At 62.9% G+C, this 13,350-nt stretch carries 12 protein-coding genes; 11 read left to right on the top strand and 1 reads right to left on the bottom strand.

Features of this window, described 5'->3' with window-relative positions; genetic code table 11:
• Positions 1-24: 24 nt before the first annotated feature.
• The gene (cspD, locus tag IB256_RS10050) at positions 25-300 is read left to right on the top strand and encodes a cold shock domain-containing protein CspD (protein ID WP_045214920.1); all 276 of its coding nucleotides are present in this window, start codon (positions 25-27) and stop codon (positions 298-300) included.
• Positions 301-373: 73 nt separating this feature from the next.
• Here cspD and icd read toward each other — a convergent pair whose 3' ends face one another.
• Positions 374-1,627, bottom strand: a complete 1,254-nt coding sequence (gene icd, locus IB256_RS10055; RefSeq protein ID WP_138526519.1) for an NADP-dependent isocitrate dehydrogenase — start codon at positions 1,625-1,627, stop codon at positions 374-376.
• A gap of 357 nt (positions 1,628-1,984) precedes the next feature.
• On the opposite strand from icd, the gene IB256_RS10060 reads away from it, so the two are divergent.
• The 10 genes from IB256_RS10060 (at position 1,985) to IB256_RS10105 (ending at position 13,259) form a co-directional block, all read left to right on the top strand.
• A complete protein-coding gene (locus tag IB256_RS10060) occupies positions 1,985-4,207 on the top strand; it encodes an NADP-dependent isocitrate dehydrogenase (RefSeq protein ID WP_138215504.1) in 2,223 nt (740 codons plus the stop codon).
• 104 nt (positions 4,208-4,311) lie between these two features.
• Positions 4,312-4,755: an NUDIX hydrolase gene (locus IB256_RS10065; RefSeq protein ID WP_192296186.1), complete on the top strand. Its 444-nt coding sequence runs from the start codon at positions 4,312-4,314 to the stop codon at positions 4,753-4,755.
• Positions 4,756-4,826: 71 nt separating this feature from the next.
• Positions 4,827-5,954, top strand: a complete 1,128-nt coding sequence (gene mnmA, locus IB256_RS10070; protein WP_192402395.1) for a tRNA 2-thiouridine(34) synthase MnmA — start codon at positions 4,827-4,829, stop codon at positions 5,952-5,954.
• On the top strand, positions 5,951-6,571 hold the full coding sequence (gene hflD, locus IB256_RS10075) for a high frequency lysogenization protein HflD (RefSeq protein WP_192296188.1): 621 nt from the start codon (positions 5,951-5,953) through the stop codon (positions 6,569-6,571). Before mnmA ends, hflD begins: the two co-directional genes overlap by 4 nt.
• A gap of 95 nt (positions 6,572-6,666) precedes the next feature.
• Positions 6,667-8,037 (top strand): adenylosuccinate lyase, encoded by a 1,371-nt coding sequence (gene purB / locus IB256_RS10080; protein ID WP_192402398.1) that lies wholly within the window; start codon positions 6,667-6,669, stop codon positions 8,035-8,037.
• A gap of 60 nt (positions 8,038-8,097) precedes the next feature.
• A complete protein-coding gene (locus IB256_RS10085; protein ID WP_192402400.1) occupies positions 8,098-9,273 on the top strand; it encodes a cupin domain-containing protein in 1,176 nt (391 codons plus the stop codon).
• Positions 9,266-9,694: a GNAT family N-acetyltransferase gene (locus IB256_RS10090; RefSeq protein ID WP_017517103.1), complete on the top strand. Its 429-nt coding sequence runs from the start codon at positions 9,266-9,268 to the stop codon at positions 9,692-9,694. The genes IB256_RS10085 and IB256_RS10090 overlap by 8 nt, the downstream gene beginning before the upstream one ends.
• Before the next feature lie 21 nt (positions 9,695-9,715).
• Entirely contained in the window at positions 9,716-10,342 is a 627-nt protein-coding gene (locus IB256_RS10095; RefSeq protein WP_192402404.1) for a histone acetyltransferase HPA2, read from the top strand.
• A 20-nt stretch (positions 10,343-10,362) separates the two neighbouring features.
• Positions 10,363-11,154 (top strand): secretin N-terminal domain-containing protein, encoded by a 792-nt coding sequence (locus tag IB256_RS10100; RefSeq protein WP_192402449.1) that lies wholly within the window; start codon positions 10,363-10,365, stop codon positions 11,152-11,154.
• A gap of 509 nt (positions 11,155-11,663) precedes the next feature.
• A complete protein-coding gene (locus tag IB256_RS10105) occupies positions 11,664-13,259 on the top strand; it encodes an isocitrate lyase (protein WP_192296192.1) in 1,596 nt (531 codons plus the stop codon).
• Positions 13,260-13,350: the final 91 nt, after the last annotated feature.

Below are 13,350 nucleotides of genomic sequence, written 5' to 3' on the forward strand. Positions count from 1 at the left end.
AGTCCTTTGCAGAGGGATATCAGCATGCTTAGCGGTAAGGTCAAGTGGTTCAACAACGCCAAGGGCTACGGTTTCATCCTGGCTGATGGCCGAGATGAGGACCTGTTTGCTCATTACTCGGCAATCCAGATGGATGGCTACAAGACTCTCAAGGCCGGCCAACCCGTCAGTTTCGAGATCCTGCAAGGTCCGAAGGGGTTGCACGCGGTGAACATCCAGCCCGTCAACGCCAATGCATCCACCCCGTCCGCGCAGACTGCCCCGAGCAGCGAGGTAGAGAACCTCACGGCGGAAGCCTGATTCGTCAAGGATCAGACGAAACGAAAAAGGCCGGCAGCAAGCCGGCCTTTTTCATGGGCGACGAATCACCCGGTTACATCTTGGCGATGATCGCGTCGCCGAACTCGGAGCACGACAGCAGCTTGGCACCGTCCATCAGTCGCTCGAAGTCGTAGGTCACGGTTTTCGCGGCGATGGCGCCGTTCACACCATCGATGATCAAGTCGGCCGCTTCCGGCCAGCCCATGTGGCGCAGCATCATCTCGGCAGAGAGGATCACCGAGCCCGGGTTGACCTTGTCCAGGCCGGCGTACTTGGGTGCAGTGCCGTGGGTGGCCTCGAACATGGCCACCGAGTCGGACAGGTTCGCGCCCGGCGCGATGCCGATGCCACCTACTTCCGCCGCCAGCGCGTCGGACAGGTAATCACCATTGAGGTTGAGCGTGGCGATCACGTCGTACTCTGCCGGGCGCAGCAGGATCTGCTGCAGCATGGCGTCTGCGATCACGTCCTTCACCACGATATTCTTGCCAGTGGCCGGGTTCTTGAACTGCATCCACGGGCCGCCATCGAGCAACTGCGCACCGAACTCGTCACGGGCAAGCTCATAGCCCCAGTCCTTGAAGGCACCCTCGGTGAATTTCATGATGTTGCCTTTATGGACGATGGTGACCGAGCTTCGGTCATTGTCCACGGCGTACTGCAGGGCCTTGCGCACCAGGCGCTTGGTGCCCTCCTGGGAGACCGGCTTGATGCCGATGCCGCAGTTTTCGGTGAAGCGGATCTTCTTGACGCCCATTTCCTCGGTGAGGAACTTGATGACCTTCTGGGCCTCGGGAGTGCCGGCCTTCCACTCGACGCCCGCATAGATGTCTTCGGAGTTCTCGCGGAAGATCACCATGTCCACGTCACCAGGCTTTTTCACCGGGCTCGGCACACCTTCGAACCAGCGCACCGGGCGCAGGCAGACATAAAGGTCGAGTTGCTGGCGCAGCGCCACGTTCAGAGAGCGAATACCACCGCCCACCGGAGTGGTCAGCGGGCCCTTGATCGATACGACGTAGTCGCGAACGGCATCCAGGGTTTCCTGGGGCAGCCAGGTATCCTGGTCGTAGACCTGAGTGGCTTTCTCGCCGGCATAGACTTCCATCCACGCGATCTTGCGGTCGCCTTTGTAGGCTTTCTCGACGGCAGCGTCGACGACCTTGATCATGACCGGGCTGATATCGACGCCAATGCCATCACCCTCGATAAAGGGGATGATCGGGTTCTTCGGTACATTCAAGGACATATCGGCGTTGACGGTGATTTTGTCACCGGCCGGCACCTGGATCTTTTGGTATCCCATGCTGAACTCCGCTTTTTGATTGAAACCCTCTTGCAGCCACTGAGGGTAGCTCACAAGTCGGTAATCGAACTACATCATTCCTTAGTCTAAAAAAGGGACACGCTTCACCCTGCCTTTAGGGTGGTATACTGGCCGGCATGACTTAATGGTCATCGAGGTCCGAGCAGTCTGGGACCAGACTCTCTCCTCGCAGCGGCGCACGTCCTCACCAGGATCCCGCCGTACAACGCTCTACTGGCGCCCCAATATCCCCGCGGCAAATCTCGAAGGTCGGTCAACCACTTCGCTGACCGCAAGCGTGTACCAACGCGATTCGAGACTCTGTGCGCGCCCAGCAAAGAAGAGAGTTAGAACGAGATGTCCATCCGCTCGAAGATCACCTACACCTTCACCGACGAAGCACCCGCCCTTGCCACCTATTCGCTTCTTCCTATCGTAAAAGCCTTTGCCGCTTCCGCCGGCATCGACGTCGAGACCCGCGACATCTCTCTTTCGGGCCGTATCCTGGCCTCCTTCGCTGACAAGCTCGGCGACAAGGCGATCGAAGACGATCTGGCCTACCTGGCCGTACTGGCCACCGACTCCAAAGCCAACATCATCAAGCTGCCGAACATCTCCGCTTCGGTACCGCAGCTCAAGGGCGCCATCGCCGAGCTGCAGAAGCTGGGCTACGCCGTTCCGGACTTCCCGGAAGATCCGCAGACCGACGCCGAGAAAGACACCCGCGCCCGCTACGCCAAGGTCCTGGGCAGCGCCGTGAACCCGGTCCTGCGTGAAGGCAACTCCGACCGCCGCGCCCCGGCTGCCGTGAAAGCCTACGCTCGCAAGCACCCGCACAGCATGGGCAAGTGGAGCATGGCTTCGCGCTCCCACGCCGACTACATGCGTGGCGGCGACTTCTTCTCCAGCGAGCAGTCGGTCACCATCCCGAAGGCCGGTGAAGTCCGCATCGAGTTCGTCGGCAAGGACGGCAAGGTCGAGACCAAGAAGACCCTGAAGATGCAGGACGGCGAAGTCCTCGACAGCATGTTCATGAGCTGCAGCAAACTGCGCGCCTTCTTCGAGAAGACCCTGCAGGACTGCAAGGAAACCGGCGTCATGTGGTCCCTGCACGTCAAGGCCACCATGATGAAGATCTCCCACCCGATCGTCTTCGGCCACGCCGTCACCGTCTACTACAAGGACGTGTTCGAGAAGTACGGCCAGCTGTTCGAAGAGCTGGGCGTGAACCCGAACAACGGCATCTCCAGCGTCTACGACAAGATCAAGTCGCTGCCGGCCTCGCAGCAGGAAGAAATCCTGCACGACATCCACGAGGTGTACAGCCACCGCCCGGAAATGGCGATGGTCGACTCGGTCAAGGGCATCACCAACCTGCACATCCCCAGCGACGTGATCGTCGACGCCTCCATGCCGGCCATGATCCGCAACTCGGGTCAGATGTGGGGCAAGGACGGCAAGCAGAAAGACACCAAAGCGGTAATGCCGGAAAGCACCTACGCCCGCATCTACCAGGAAATGATCAACTTCTGCAAAACCAACGGCGCGTTCGACCCGACCACCATGGGCAGCGTACCGAACGTCGGCCTGATGGCGCAGAAAGCCGAGGAATACGGCTCCCACGACAAGACCTTCGAACTGGAAGCTGACGGCGTGATGCGCGTTGTCGATGCCGACGGCAAGGTCCTGATGCAGCACGAAGTTCAAGCCGGCGACATCTGGCGCGCCTGCCAGACCAAGGACGCCCCGATCCGCGACTGGGTCAAGCTGGCCGTTACCCGCGCCCGCGCCTCCAACACCCCGGCCATCTTCTGGCTGGACCCGGAGCGCGCCCACGACAACGAGCTGCGCAAGAAGGTCGAGCTGTACCTGAAAGACCACGACCTGACCGGTCTGGACATCAGCGTCAAAGGCTACAACGAAGCCATCCGCACCAGCATGGAGCGTCAGCTGCGCGGCCTGGACACCATCTCGGTGACCGGTAACGTCCTGCGCGACTACCTGACCGACCTGTTCCCGATCATGGAACTGGGCACCTCGGCCAAGATGCTCTCCATCGTTCCGCTGATGGCGGGCGGCGGCATGTACGAAACCGGCGCCGGCGGCTCGGCTCCGAAACACGTACAGCAGCTGGTGGAAGAGAACTACCTGCGCTGGGATTCCCTGGGCGAGTTCCTGGCCCTGGCCGTCTCCTTCGAGGAAGAAGGCATCAAGACCGACAACGCCAAGGCCAAGGTGCTGGGCAAGACCCTGGACATCGCCACCGGCAAGCTGCTCGACAACAACAAGTCGCCGTCGCGCAAGATCGGTGAGATCGACAACCGCGGCAGCCACTTCTACCTGGCCATGTACTGGGCCCAGGCCCTGGCCGAGCAGAACGACGACGCCGAGCTGAAGGCTCACTTCGCAGGCCTGGCCAAGACCCTGACCGAGAAGGAAGCGGCCATCGTCGCCGAACTCAACGGCGTTCAGGGCAAGCCGGCGGAAATCGGTGGTTACTACCGTTCCGACGCGGAGCTGACCAGCAAGGTCATGCGTCCGAGCGCGACCTTCAACGCCGCGATCGACGCACTGGCGTAAGCCATTTCGCGTGACACCAGAACCCCCGGGCCTTCCCGGGGGTTCTGCTTTCTGCGCCCCGCCACGTTAAACTCGCGCCCTTTCGCCCCAACGAGATCATCACCATGCGCTGGCTAGCACACGTCACCGTCGCCACCATCGTCGAAGACCAGGGCCGCTTCCTGCTGGTGGAAGAAATGTCCGCTGACAAAAAGCAGGTGTTCAATCAGCCCGCCGGCCACCTGGAGGCCAACGAAACCCTGCTAGAGGCCGCCGTGCGCGAAACCCTCGAGGAAACCGGCTGGGACGTAGAGCTGACCGCCGTCACCGGCATTTATCTGTACACCGCACCGAGCAACGGCGTGACCTACCAGCGCGTCTGTTTCGCCGCGCGCCCCCTGCGCCATCATCCCGAGCGCGACCTCGACGACGGCATCCTCGGCGCCCGCTGGATGACCCGCGACGAGCTGGCCGCACAGCCCGATCGCTGGCGCAGCCATCTGGTACTGCGCTGCATCGACGACTACCTGACAGGTGAGCACTTCCCGCTGGCCCTGATCCGCGACTGAGCCAAGCCCGAGCCTCTGCCGCTCGGCTCTGGTAGAATCGCCCTCTTTACCTGCGTTCGTGACCCGCTGCCATGTCTAGCTCATCCAAAGCCCCTCAGAACACCCGCGTCATCGTCGGCATGTCCGGCGGCGTGGACTCCTCCGTCTCCGCCCTCCTCCTCAAGGAGCAGGGTTACCAGGTGGAAGGACTGTTCATGAAGAACTGGGAAGAGGACGACGGCACCGAATACTGCACCGCCATGACCGACCTCGCCGACGCCCAGGCCGTCTGCGACCGTATCGGCATCAAGCTGCACACCGCCAACTTCGCCGCGGAATACTGGGACAACGTCTTCGAGCACTTCCTCGAGGAATACAAGGCCGGCCGCACGCCGAACCCGGACATCCTCTGCAACCGCGAAATCAAGTTCAAAGCCTTCCTCGACTACGCCGTCGCCCTGGGCGCCGACCTGATCGCCACCGGGCACTACGTGCGCCGCCGCGACATCGACGGCCGCAGCGAACTGCTCAAGGGTCTGGACCCGAACAAGGACCAGAGCTACTTCCTCCACGCCGTGGGCGGTGAGCAGATCGGCAAGACCCTGTTCCCGGTCGGCGAACTGGAAAAGCCCGAGGTCCGCGCCATCGCCGAGAAATACGGCCTGGCCACCGCGAAGAAAAAGGACTCCACCGGCATCTGCTTCATCGGCGAGCGCCGCTTCAGCGACTTCCTCAAGCAGTACCTGCCGGCCCAGCCGGGGAACATCGAGACCACCGACGGCACCGTCATCGGCAAGCACGTCGGCCTGATGTACCACACCATCGGCCAGCGCCAGGGCCTGGGCATCGGCGGCCTGAAGAATGCCGACGACAGCCCCTGGTACGTGCTGGAGAAGGACCTGGCGCGCAACGTCCTGGTCGTCGGCCAGGGCAACGACCATCCATGGTTGTTCTCCCGCGCCCTGCACGCCTCGCACATCTATTGGGTCAACCCCATCGACCTGGACCAGCCCAAGGCCCTGCGCGCCAAGGTGCGCTACCGCCAGGCCGACCAGGACTGCGTGCTGGAACGTACCGAGAACGGCTACCGCGCCGTCTTCGACGAGCCGCAGCGCGCCGTCACCCCGGGCCAGTCCGTCGTCTTCTATGACGGCGAAGTCTGCCTTGGGGGCGGCGTCATCGAATCCGCTGAACCCGCGTTCGCTAAGGACCGTAAATGAGCGATCTGCACGACCAGATCATCGCCCTCTCCGGCGTCTTCGAAGCCGCCTCCCTGGTAGACCGCCTCGCCCGCACCGGGCAGATCCCCGAGGCGCCGCTGGGCTGCATGCTCGGCAGCCTGCTGGTGCGCGACCCGAAGACCACCCTCGACGTCTACGGCGGCGACACCGCCAACCTGCGCGAGGGCTTCCGCGCCCTGGTCAGCGCCCTCGAGCGCGACCCCAGCAGCCTGCAGCGCGAGCCGCTGCGCTACGCCCTGTCGCTGATCGGCCTGGAACGCCAGCTCAACAAGCGTCCCGACATGCTCGACATCATGGGCACCCGCCTGGACCAGGTTCAGCAGCAGGTGCAGCACTTCGGCCTGGTCCACGAGAACGTCATCGCCTCCTGCGCCGGACTTTACCAGGACACCCTGAGCACCTTCCGCCAGCGCATCCAGGTGCACGGCGACATGCGCCACCTGCAGATCAACGCCAACGCCGCGCGCATCCGCGCCCTGCTGCTGGCCGGCATCCGCTCCGCGCGCCTGTGGCGACAGCTCGGCGGCAACCGCTGGCAGATGCTCTTCAGCCGGAAGAAAATGCTGAACGAGCTGCGCCCCCTGCTGCGCGGCTGAAACACGTCCTTCCGGTCGTCGCAAGGGCGACCGGTTCGCGCCATTCATGTATGATGTGCGCCCTTTTCGTTGACCGACAGCTACGAGAACGCCCCATGCAGCTTTCCTCCCTTACCGCGGTATCCCCCGTTGACGGCCGTTACGGCAGCAAGACCAGCGCCCTGCGTCCGATTTTCAGCGAATACGGCCTGATCCGTTTCCGCGTCCTGGTGGAGGTTCGCTGGCTCCAGCGTCTCGCCGCCCACGCCGGCGTCCCTGAAGTCGCGCCCTTTTCCGCCGAAGCCAACGCCCTGCTGAACCAGCTGGCCGACGACTTCCAGCTGGAGCACGCGCAGCGCATCAAGGACATCGAGCGCACCACCAACCACGACGTCAAAGCCGTGGAGTACCTGCTCAAGGAGCAAGCCGCCAAGCTGCCGGAACTGGCCAAGGTCAGCGAATTCATCCACTTCGCCTGCACCTCCGAGGACATCAACAACCTGTCCCACGCCCTGATGCTGCGCGAAGGCCGTGACACCGTACTGCTGCCGCTGATGCGCCAGATAGCCGACTCCATCCGCGAGCTCGCGGTGAAGTTCGCCGACGTGCCGATGCTCTCGCGCACCCACGGCCAGCCGGCCTCCCCGACCACCCTGGGCAAGGAACTGGCCAACGTCGTCTACCGCCTGGAGCGCCAGATCAAGCAGGTCGCTTCGGTCGAACTGCTGGGCAAGATCAATGGCGCGGTGGGCAACTACAACGCCCATCTGTCGGCCTACCCGCAGGTTGACTGGGAAGCCAACGCCCGCGAATTCATCGAAGGCGACCTCGGCCTGAACTGGAACCCCTACACCACCCAGATCGAGCCGCACGACTATATCGCCGAGCTGTTCGACGCCGTAGCGCGCTTCAATACCATCCTCATCGACTTCGACCGCGACATCTGGGGCTACATTTCCCTGGGCTACTTCAAGCAGAAGACCGTCGCCGGCGAGATCGGCTCCTCGACCATGCCGCACAAGGTCAACCCGATCGACTTCGAGAACTCCGAAGGCAACCTGGGTATCGCCAACGCCCTGCTCCAGCACCTGGCCAGCAAACTGCCGATCTCCCGGTGGCAGCGCGACCTGACCGACTCCACCGTGCTGCGCAACCTGGGCGTCGGTTTCGCCCACAGCGTCATCGCCTACGAAGCCAGCCTGAAAGGCATCGGCAAGCTGGAGCTGAACGCCGCACGCATCGCCGATGACCTGGACGCCTGCTGGGAAGTCCTGGCCGAGCCGGTACAGACCGTCATGCGCCGCTACGGCATCGAGAACCCCTACGAGAAGCTCAAGGAGCTGACCCGCGGCAAAGGCATCAGCGCCGAAGCCCTGCAGGTGTTCATCGAAGGCCTCGACATGCCGGCAGAAGCCAAGGCCGAGCTGAAGAAACTGACCCCCGCGAACTACATCGGTAACGCTGTCGCCCAGGCCAAGCGCATCTGAGATTCGCCCTGATTTTGCACGCCCGGCTGTGCCGGGCGTTTTTGTTTCAAGGACTTAACCATGAATCCTGCTATTCCTCTTCAGCTTTTGGGCGGCATCAGCGCCGACGAATTCCTCCGCGATTACTGGCAGAAAAAGCCCCTGCTGGTGCGCCAGGCCATCCCCGAATTCAAGAGCCCGCTGGACCCTGACGAACTGGCCGGCCTCGCCCTGGAAGAGATGATCGAATCGCGCATCGTCCTCGAACACGGCGACAGCCCGTGGGAGCTGCGCCGCGGCCCGTTCCAGGAAGACATCTTCAGCCAGATGCCCGAGCGCGACTGGACCCTGCTGGTGCAGGCCGTCGACCAGTTCATACCGGAAGTCGCCGAACTGCTGGAACACTTCAAGTTCCTGCCCAGCTGGCGTATCGACGACGTGATGATCAGCTACGCAGCCCCTGGCGGCGGCGTCGGCCCGCACTTCGACAACTACGACGTGTTCCTGCTGCAGGGTCACGGCCGCCGCCGCTGGAAAGTCGGCCAGACCTGCGACGCCAGCAGCCCGATGCTGCCCCACGCCGACCTGCGCATCCTCGCCGAATTCGAAGAGAGCGCCGACTGGGTGCTGGAACCCGGCGACATGCTCTACCTGCCGCCGCGCGTGGCCCACTACGGCATCGCCGAAGACGACTGCATGACTTACTCGGTCGGCTTCCGCGCGCCCAGCGCCGCCGAAGTACTGACCCATTTCACCGACTTCCTCGCCCAGTTCCTCTCCGACGAAGAGCGCTACAGCGACGCCGGCATGGCAGCGATGAAAGGCGACTTCGACCAGCACCAGATCCAGCGCGACGCCCTCGATCGCCTGAAGAACCTGCTGCAGGAGCACATGAGCGACGAACGCCTGCTGCTCACCTGGTTCGGCCAGTTCATGACCGAGCCGCGCTACCCGGAACTGGTGGCCGGCGAGGAGATCGAGGAAGACGACCTGACCGCGGCCATCGAAGACGGCGAAGTGCTGATCCGCAACCCCAGCGCCCGCATGGCCTGGAGCGAAGTGGACGTCGGCCTGCTGCTGTTCGCCAGCGGCCAGACCGTGGTCCTGCCGGAAAAACTGCGCGACCTGCTCAAGCTGGTGTGCTCGGCAGAGTCGCTGCACGAAGGGAATCTCGGCCAATGGCTGGCCGACGACGATGGGCGTAAGCTTATCGGAGAACTGATCAAACAGGGCAGTCTGGAGTTTGCCGATGAGTAGCAAGATCAGGGTTCGCGTCGCGGACTGGCAGAAGGATAATGCCGATCTGCGGCGCATTCGCGAGGCGGTGTTCATCGCCGAGCAATCGGTCCCGCCGGAACTCGAATGGGACGCCGAGGATGTCGAGGCCGTGCACTTCCTGGCTTTCGAAGGCGACTACGCCATCGGCACCGCCCGCCTCCTGCCGGACGGTCACATCGGCCGGGTGTCGGTCCTCAAGGACTGGCGCGGCCTGAAGGTCGGCGACCTGCTGATGCGCGCCGCCATCGAGCAGGCGGAAAGCCAGGGCCTGCAGCGCCAGTTGCTGACGGCGCAGGTCTACGCCATTCCCTTCTACGAGCGGCTAGGCTTCCAGGTGGCCAGCGGCGAATTCCTCGACGCCGGCCTCCCCCACGTGGACATGGTGCGCGAGAGCGCCTGAGCAACGACTCAAAGGAGCGACATGGAAAACGCCCCGGACCAAGACGACCTCCCGGTAGAACTGCCGGACATCGAGTTTCAGTCACCGGGGCGTTTTGCCGTCCACAACCCGCCCAGCGAAGCGCTGACGCCCGAAGCCCTTGAGCCAGCGCCTTTTCGCCTCGGCGAGGGCGACCAGCTGCACCGCTTCAGCAAGCCGGATGACGCCTGCGCCCATGCGCTGGCGCTGATCCAGCAGGCGCGCCGCACGCTCTACCTCTACACCCCCGACCTCGAGCCCTGGCTGTATCACCACAGCAGTATCCAGGAGGCCTGCACCCAGCTGCTGCTGGGCAATCCGCGCAATCGCCTGATGATCCTGGTGCGCGACAGCACCCGAGCCGTGAAGGAAGGCCATCGCCTGCTCAACCTCAGCCGACGCCTGTCCAGCTACTGCCAGATCCGCCGGATCAATCCGGACTACCCGAGCGAGGAGCACGCCTTCCTCCTCGCCGACGATTGCGGCCTGCTGCTGCGCCCCGAGCCTGGCGAATTCGCCGGCTACGCGCACTACAACAACGCGGGCCGCGTCCGCCAACTGATCGCGCAATTCGAACAGACCTGGAACACAAGCCTCCTCGATCCGAACCTGCGGAGTTTCCTGATTTGAGCCGACACCCTCTCGCCCTGATGCTCGCTTGCGCGATCAGCCTCACCGCCACCGCAGCGCCGCGCACCGAGATCATTCCGCTCAACTACCGCACCGCCGAAGACGTGCTGCCGGTGGCGCAGCAGGTGCTGGGCAACGAAGGCCGGGTCACCGCCTACGGCAACCAGTTGGTCGTGAATGCTGAGCTGGCAAAGATCCGCGAACTGCAGCAGGTGCTCGAACAACTGGATACGCGCCCACATCAGCTACTGATCAGCGTCGATACGCTCGATGGCAGCCAGGGTAGCCAGAGCGGCTACTCGGTGAATGGCTCGGTCAGCGCCGGCAATGTGGATATCCAGGCCGGCCGCGGCGAAGTCAACGGCCGTGACCAGGTCCACATCATCAATCGATCCACCAACAGCCGCGGAGGCGGTACCCAGCAGGTGCGCACCACTGAGGGCTCGCCCGCCTTCATCCAGGTCGGCCAGAGCCAGCCGGTGACCAACGCCGGCATCGGCCCCTACGGCCAGGTCTACAGCCAGACCGAGTACCGCGACGCCAACCAGGGCATGTACGTAACCGCCAGCCTCACCGGCAACCTGGTACACATCACCCTGAGCACCCGCAACGACCGCTTCAACGGCAATTACCAGGGCTCGATGAACACCAGCTCGGCCGACACCAGCGTCAGCGGCCCCATCGGCCAGTGGATCGAGGTCGGCGGCGTCAGCCAGAGCAACCAGAGCACGCAGAGCGGCTACACCCGCCAATACAGCACCCAGGGGCGCAGCGACAGCAGCCTGCGGGTGAAGGTCGAAGTGCTCGACTAATCCTTCCGTAGGTGACTTGGCAGTCCTCGTTAGACCTTCGTGTAGTAGTCCAAAAAAAACACTACAAAACGTTTGACGAACGCTCGTTTGAAAGTGCATGATGGCTTCGCTCCCGCTAACCAGAGGGTCTCAAAGCCCTCCGGACCGAGCCTGTGGCCCACCCGCCGCGCCGGTCCGTGTTGTTAAGCCCACAAGGCGGATCGACGAGGTTGCGACTGGCAAGAGGTTGTCCTGAGGGACGGGGAAGCAAGCCTTAGCAACAGTACGAAGTGACGGATTCAGCCGTCCACCATCGCCCAACGGCTGCCACGAGCCGGCAAGCGATTCTGGATGTCACCGCTGCAGTCACCCGTCTGTACGCCGCTCTACCCCACTCCTCCAGCGTCACTCCTTCTTTCGGTCGTACCTTCGCCATCCCGCGGCGAGCAATCCACAGTCAAATCCGTGCAGATACGGGCTTGAATGGGGAAGTCGGTGCTCAACCACACACATACTTTGAAGGATTGACCATGTCCGCTTATCAAAACGACATCAAGGCCGTTGCCGCTCTGAAAGAGAAAACCGGTAACAGCTGGAGCGCTATCAACCCCGAGTCGGTTGCCCGCATGCGCGCTCAGAACCGCTTCAAGACTGGTCTGGACATCGCCAAGTACACTGCGGCCATCATGCGCAAGGACATGGCCGAGTATGACGCCGACGCTTCCGTTTACACCCAGTCCCTGGGCTGCTGGCACGGCTTCATCGGTCAGCAGAAGCTGATCTCGATCAAGAAGCACCTGAAGACCACCAACAAGCGCTACCTTTACCTGTCCGGCTGGATGGTTGCCGCGCTGCGTTCCGACTTCGGCCCGCTGCCCGACCAGTCCATGCACGAGAAAACCGCCGTTTCCGGCCTGATCGAAGAGCTGTACACCTTCCTGCGCCAGGCTGACGCCCGCGAACTGGACCTGCTCTTCACCGCTCTGGACAGCGCTCGCGCTGCCGGCGACAAGGTCAAGCAGGACGAAATCCAGGCTCAGATCGACGGCTACGAAACCCACGTAGTACCGATCATCGCCGACATCGACGCCGGCTTCGGTAACCCGGAAGCGACCTACCTGCTGGCCAAGAAAATGATCGAAGCCGGTGCCTGCTGCATCCAGATCGAGAACCAGGTTTCCGACGAGAAGCAGTGCGGCCACCAGGACGGCAAAGTGACCGTTCCGCACGAAGACTTCCTCGCCAAGATCAACGCCGTTCGCTACGCGTTCCTCGAACTGGGTGTTGACGACGGCGTGATCGTTGCCCGTACCGACTCCCTGGGCGCCGGCCTGACCAAGCAGATCGCCGTGACCAAAGAGCCGGGCGACCTGGGCGACCAGTACAACTCCTTCCTGGACTGCGAAGAAGTTTCCGCTGCCGAGCTGCAGAACGGCGACGTGGTGATCAACCGCGGCGGCAAGCTGCTGCGTCCCAAGCGCCTGGCTTCCAACCTGTTCCAGTTCCGCAAGGGCACCGGCGAAGACCGCTGCGTCCTGGACTGCATCACCTCGCTGCAAAACGGCGCCGACCTGCTGTGGATCGAAACCGAGAAGCCGCACGTTGGCCAGATCAAGGGCATGGTTGACCGTATCCGTCAGGTCATCCCGAACGCCAAGCTGGTTTACAACAACAGCCCGTCGTTCAACTGGACCCTGAACTTCCGCCAGCAGGTGTTCGATGCATTCGTCGCCGAAGGCAAGGACGTTTCCGCCTACGACCGCGCCAAGCTGATGAGCGTCGAGTACGACGAGACCGAACTGGCCCAGGTTGCTGACGAGAAGATCCGCACCTTCCAGCGCGACGGTTCGGCCCACGCAGGCATCTTCCACCACCTGATCACCCTGCCGACCTACCACACCGCTGCGCTGTCCACCGACAATCTGGCCAAGGGCTACTTCGCCGACCAGGGCATGCTGGCCTACGTGAAGGGCGTTCAGCGTCAGGAACTGCGTCAGGGCATCGCCTGCGTCAAGCACCAGAACATGGCTGGCTCGGACATCGGCGACAACCACAAAGAGTACTTCGCTGGCGAAGCCGCTCTGAAAGCCTCGGGCAAAGACAACACCATGAACCAGTTCCACTAAGAACTGGCTCAACCAGCCCCTCGGGGCTGGGAGGCTCCGCAAAACCCCGGCCCCGGCCGGGGTTTTGCTTTTTGTGCCTGGCCGAGTTGCA

Origin of the sequence: Pseudomonas sp. PDM17, from assembly GCF_014851985.1 — a bacterium.
In the GTDB taxonomy this organism is placed as follows: domain Bacteria; phylum Pseudomonadota; class Gammaproteobacteria; order Pseudomonadales; family Pseudomonadaceae; genus Pseudomonas.

Bases quoted from the DNA above. Each gene is read 5' to 3' on its own strand.
- IB256_RS10065 (WP_192296186.1), top strand. From the start codon at position 4,312: ATGCGCTGGCTAGCACACGTCACCGTCGCCACCATCGTCGAAGACCAG.
- mnmA (WP_192402395.1), top strand. From the start codon at position 4,827: ATGTCTAGCTCATCCAAAGCCCCTCAGAACACCCGCGTCATCGTCGGC.
- purB (WP_192402398.1), top strand. From the start codon at position 6,667: ATGCAGCTTTCCTCCCTTACCGCGGTATCCCCCGTTGACGGCCGTTAC.
- cspD (WP_045214920.1), top strand. From the start codon at position 25: ATGCTTAGCGGTAAGGTCAAGTGGTTCAACAACGCCAAGGGCTACGGT.
- IB256_RS10100 (WP_192402449.1), top strand. From the start codon at position 10,363: ATGCTCGCTTGCGCGATCAGCCTCACCGCCACCGCAGCGCCGCGCACC.
- IB256_RS10105 (WP_192296192.1), top strand. From the start codon at position 11,664: ATGTCCGCTTATCAAAACGACATCAAGGCCGTTGCCGCTCTGAAAGAG.
- IB256_RS10085 (WP_192402400.1), top strand. From the start codon at position 8,098: ATGAATCCTGCTATTCCTCTTCAGCTTTTGGGCGGCATCAGCGCCGAC.
- hflD (WP_192296188.1), top strand. From the start codon at position 5,951: ATGAGCGATCTGCACGACCAGATCATCGCCCTCTCCGGCGTCTTCGAA.
- IB256_RS10090 (WP_017517103.1), top strand. From the start codon at position 9,266: ATGAGTAGCAAGATCAGGGTTCGCGTCGCGGACTGGCAGAAGGATAAT.
- IB256_RS10095 (WP_192402404.1), top strand. From the start codon at position 9,716: ATGGAAAACGCCCCGGACCAAGACGACCTCCCGGTAGAACTGCCGGAC.
- icd (WP_138526519.1), bottom strand. From the start codon at position 1,627: ATGGGATACCAAAAGATCCAGGTGCCGGCCGGTGACAAAATCACCGTC.
- IB256_RS10060 (WP_138215504.1), top strand. From the start codon at position 1,985: ATGTCCATCCGCTCGAAGATCACCTACACCTTCACCGACGAAGCACCC.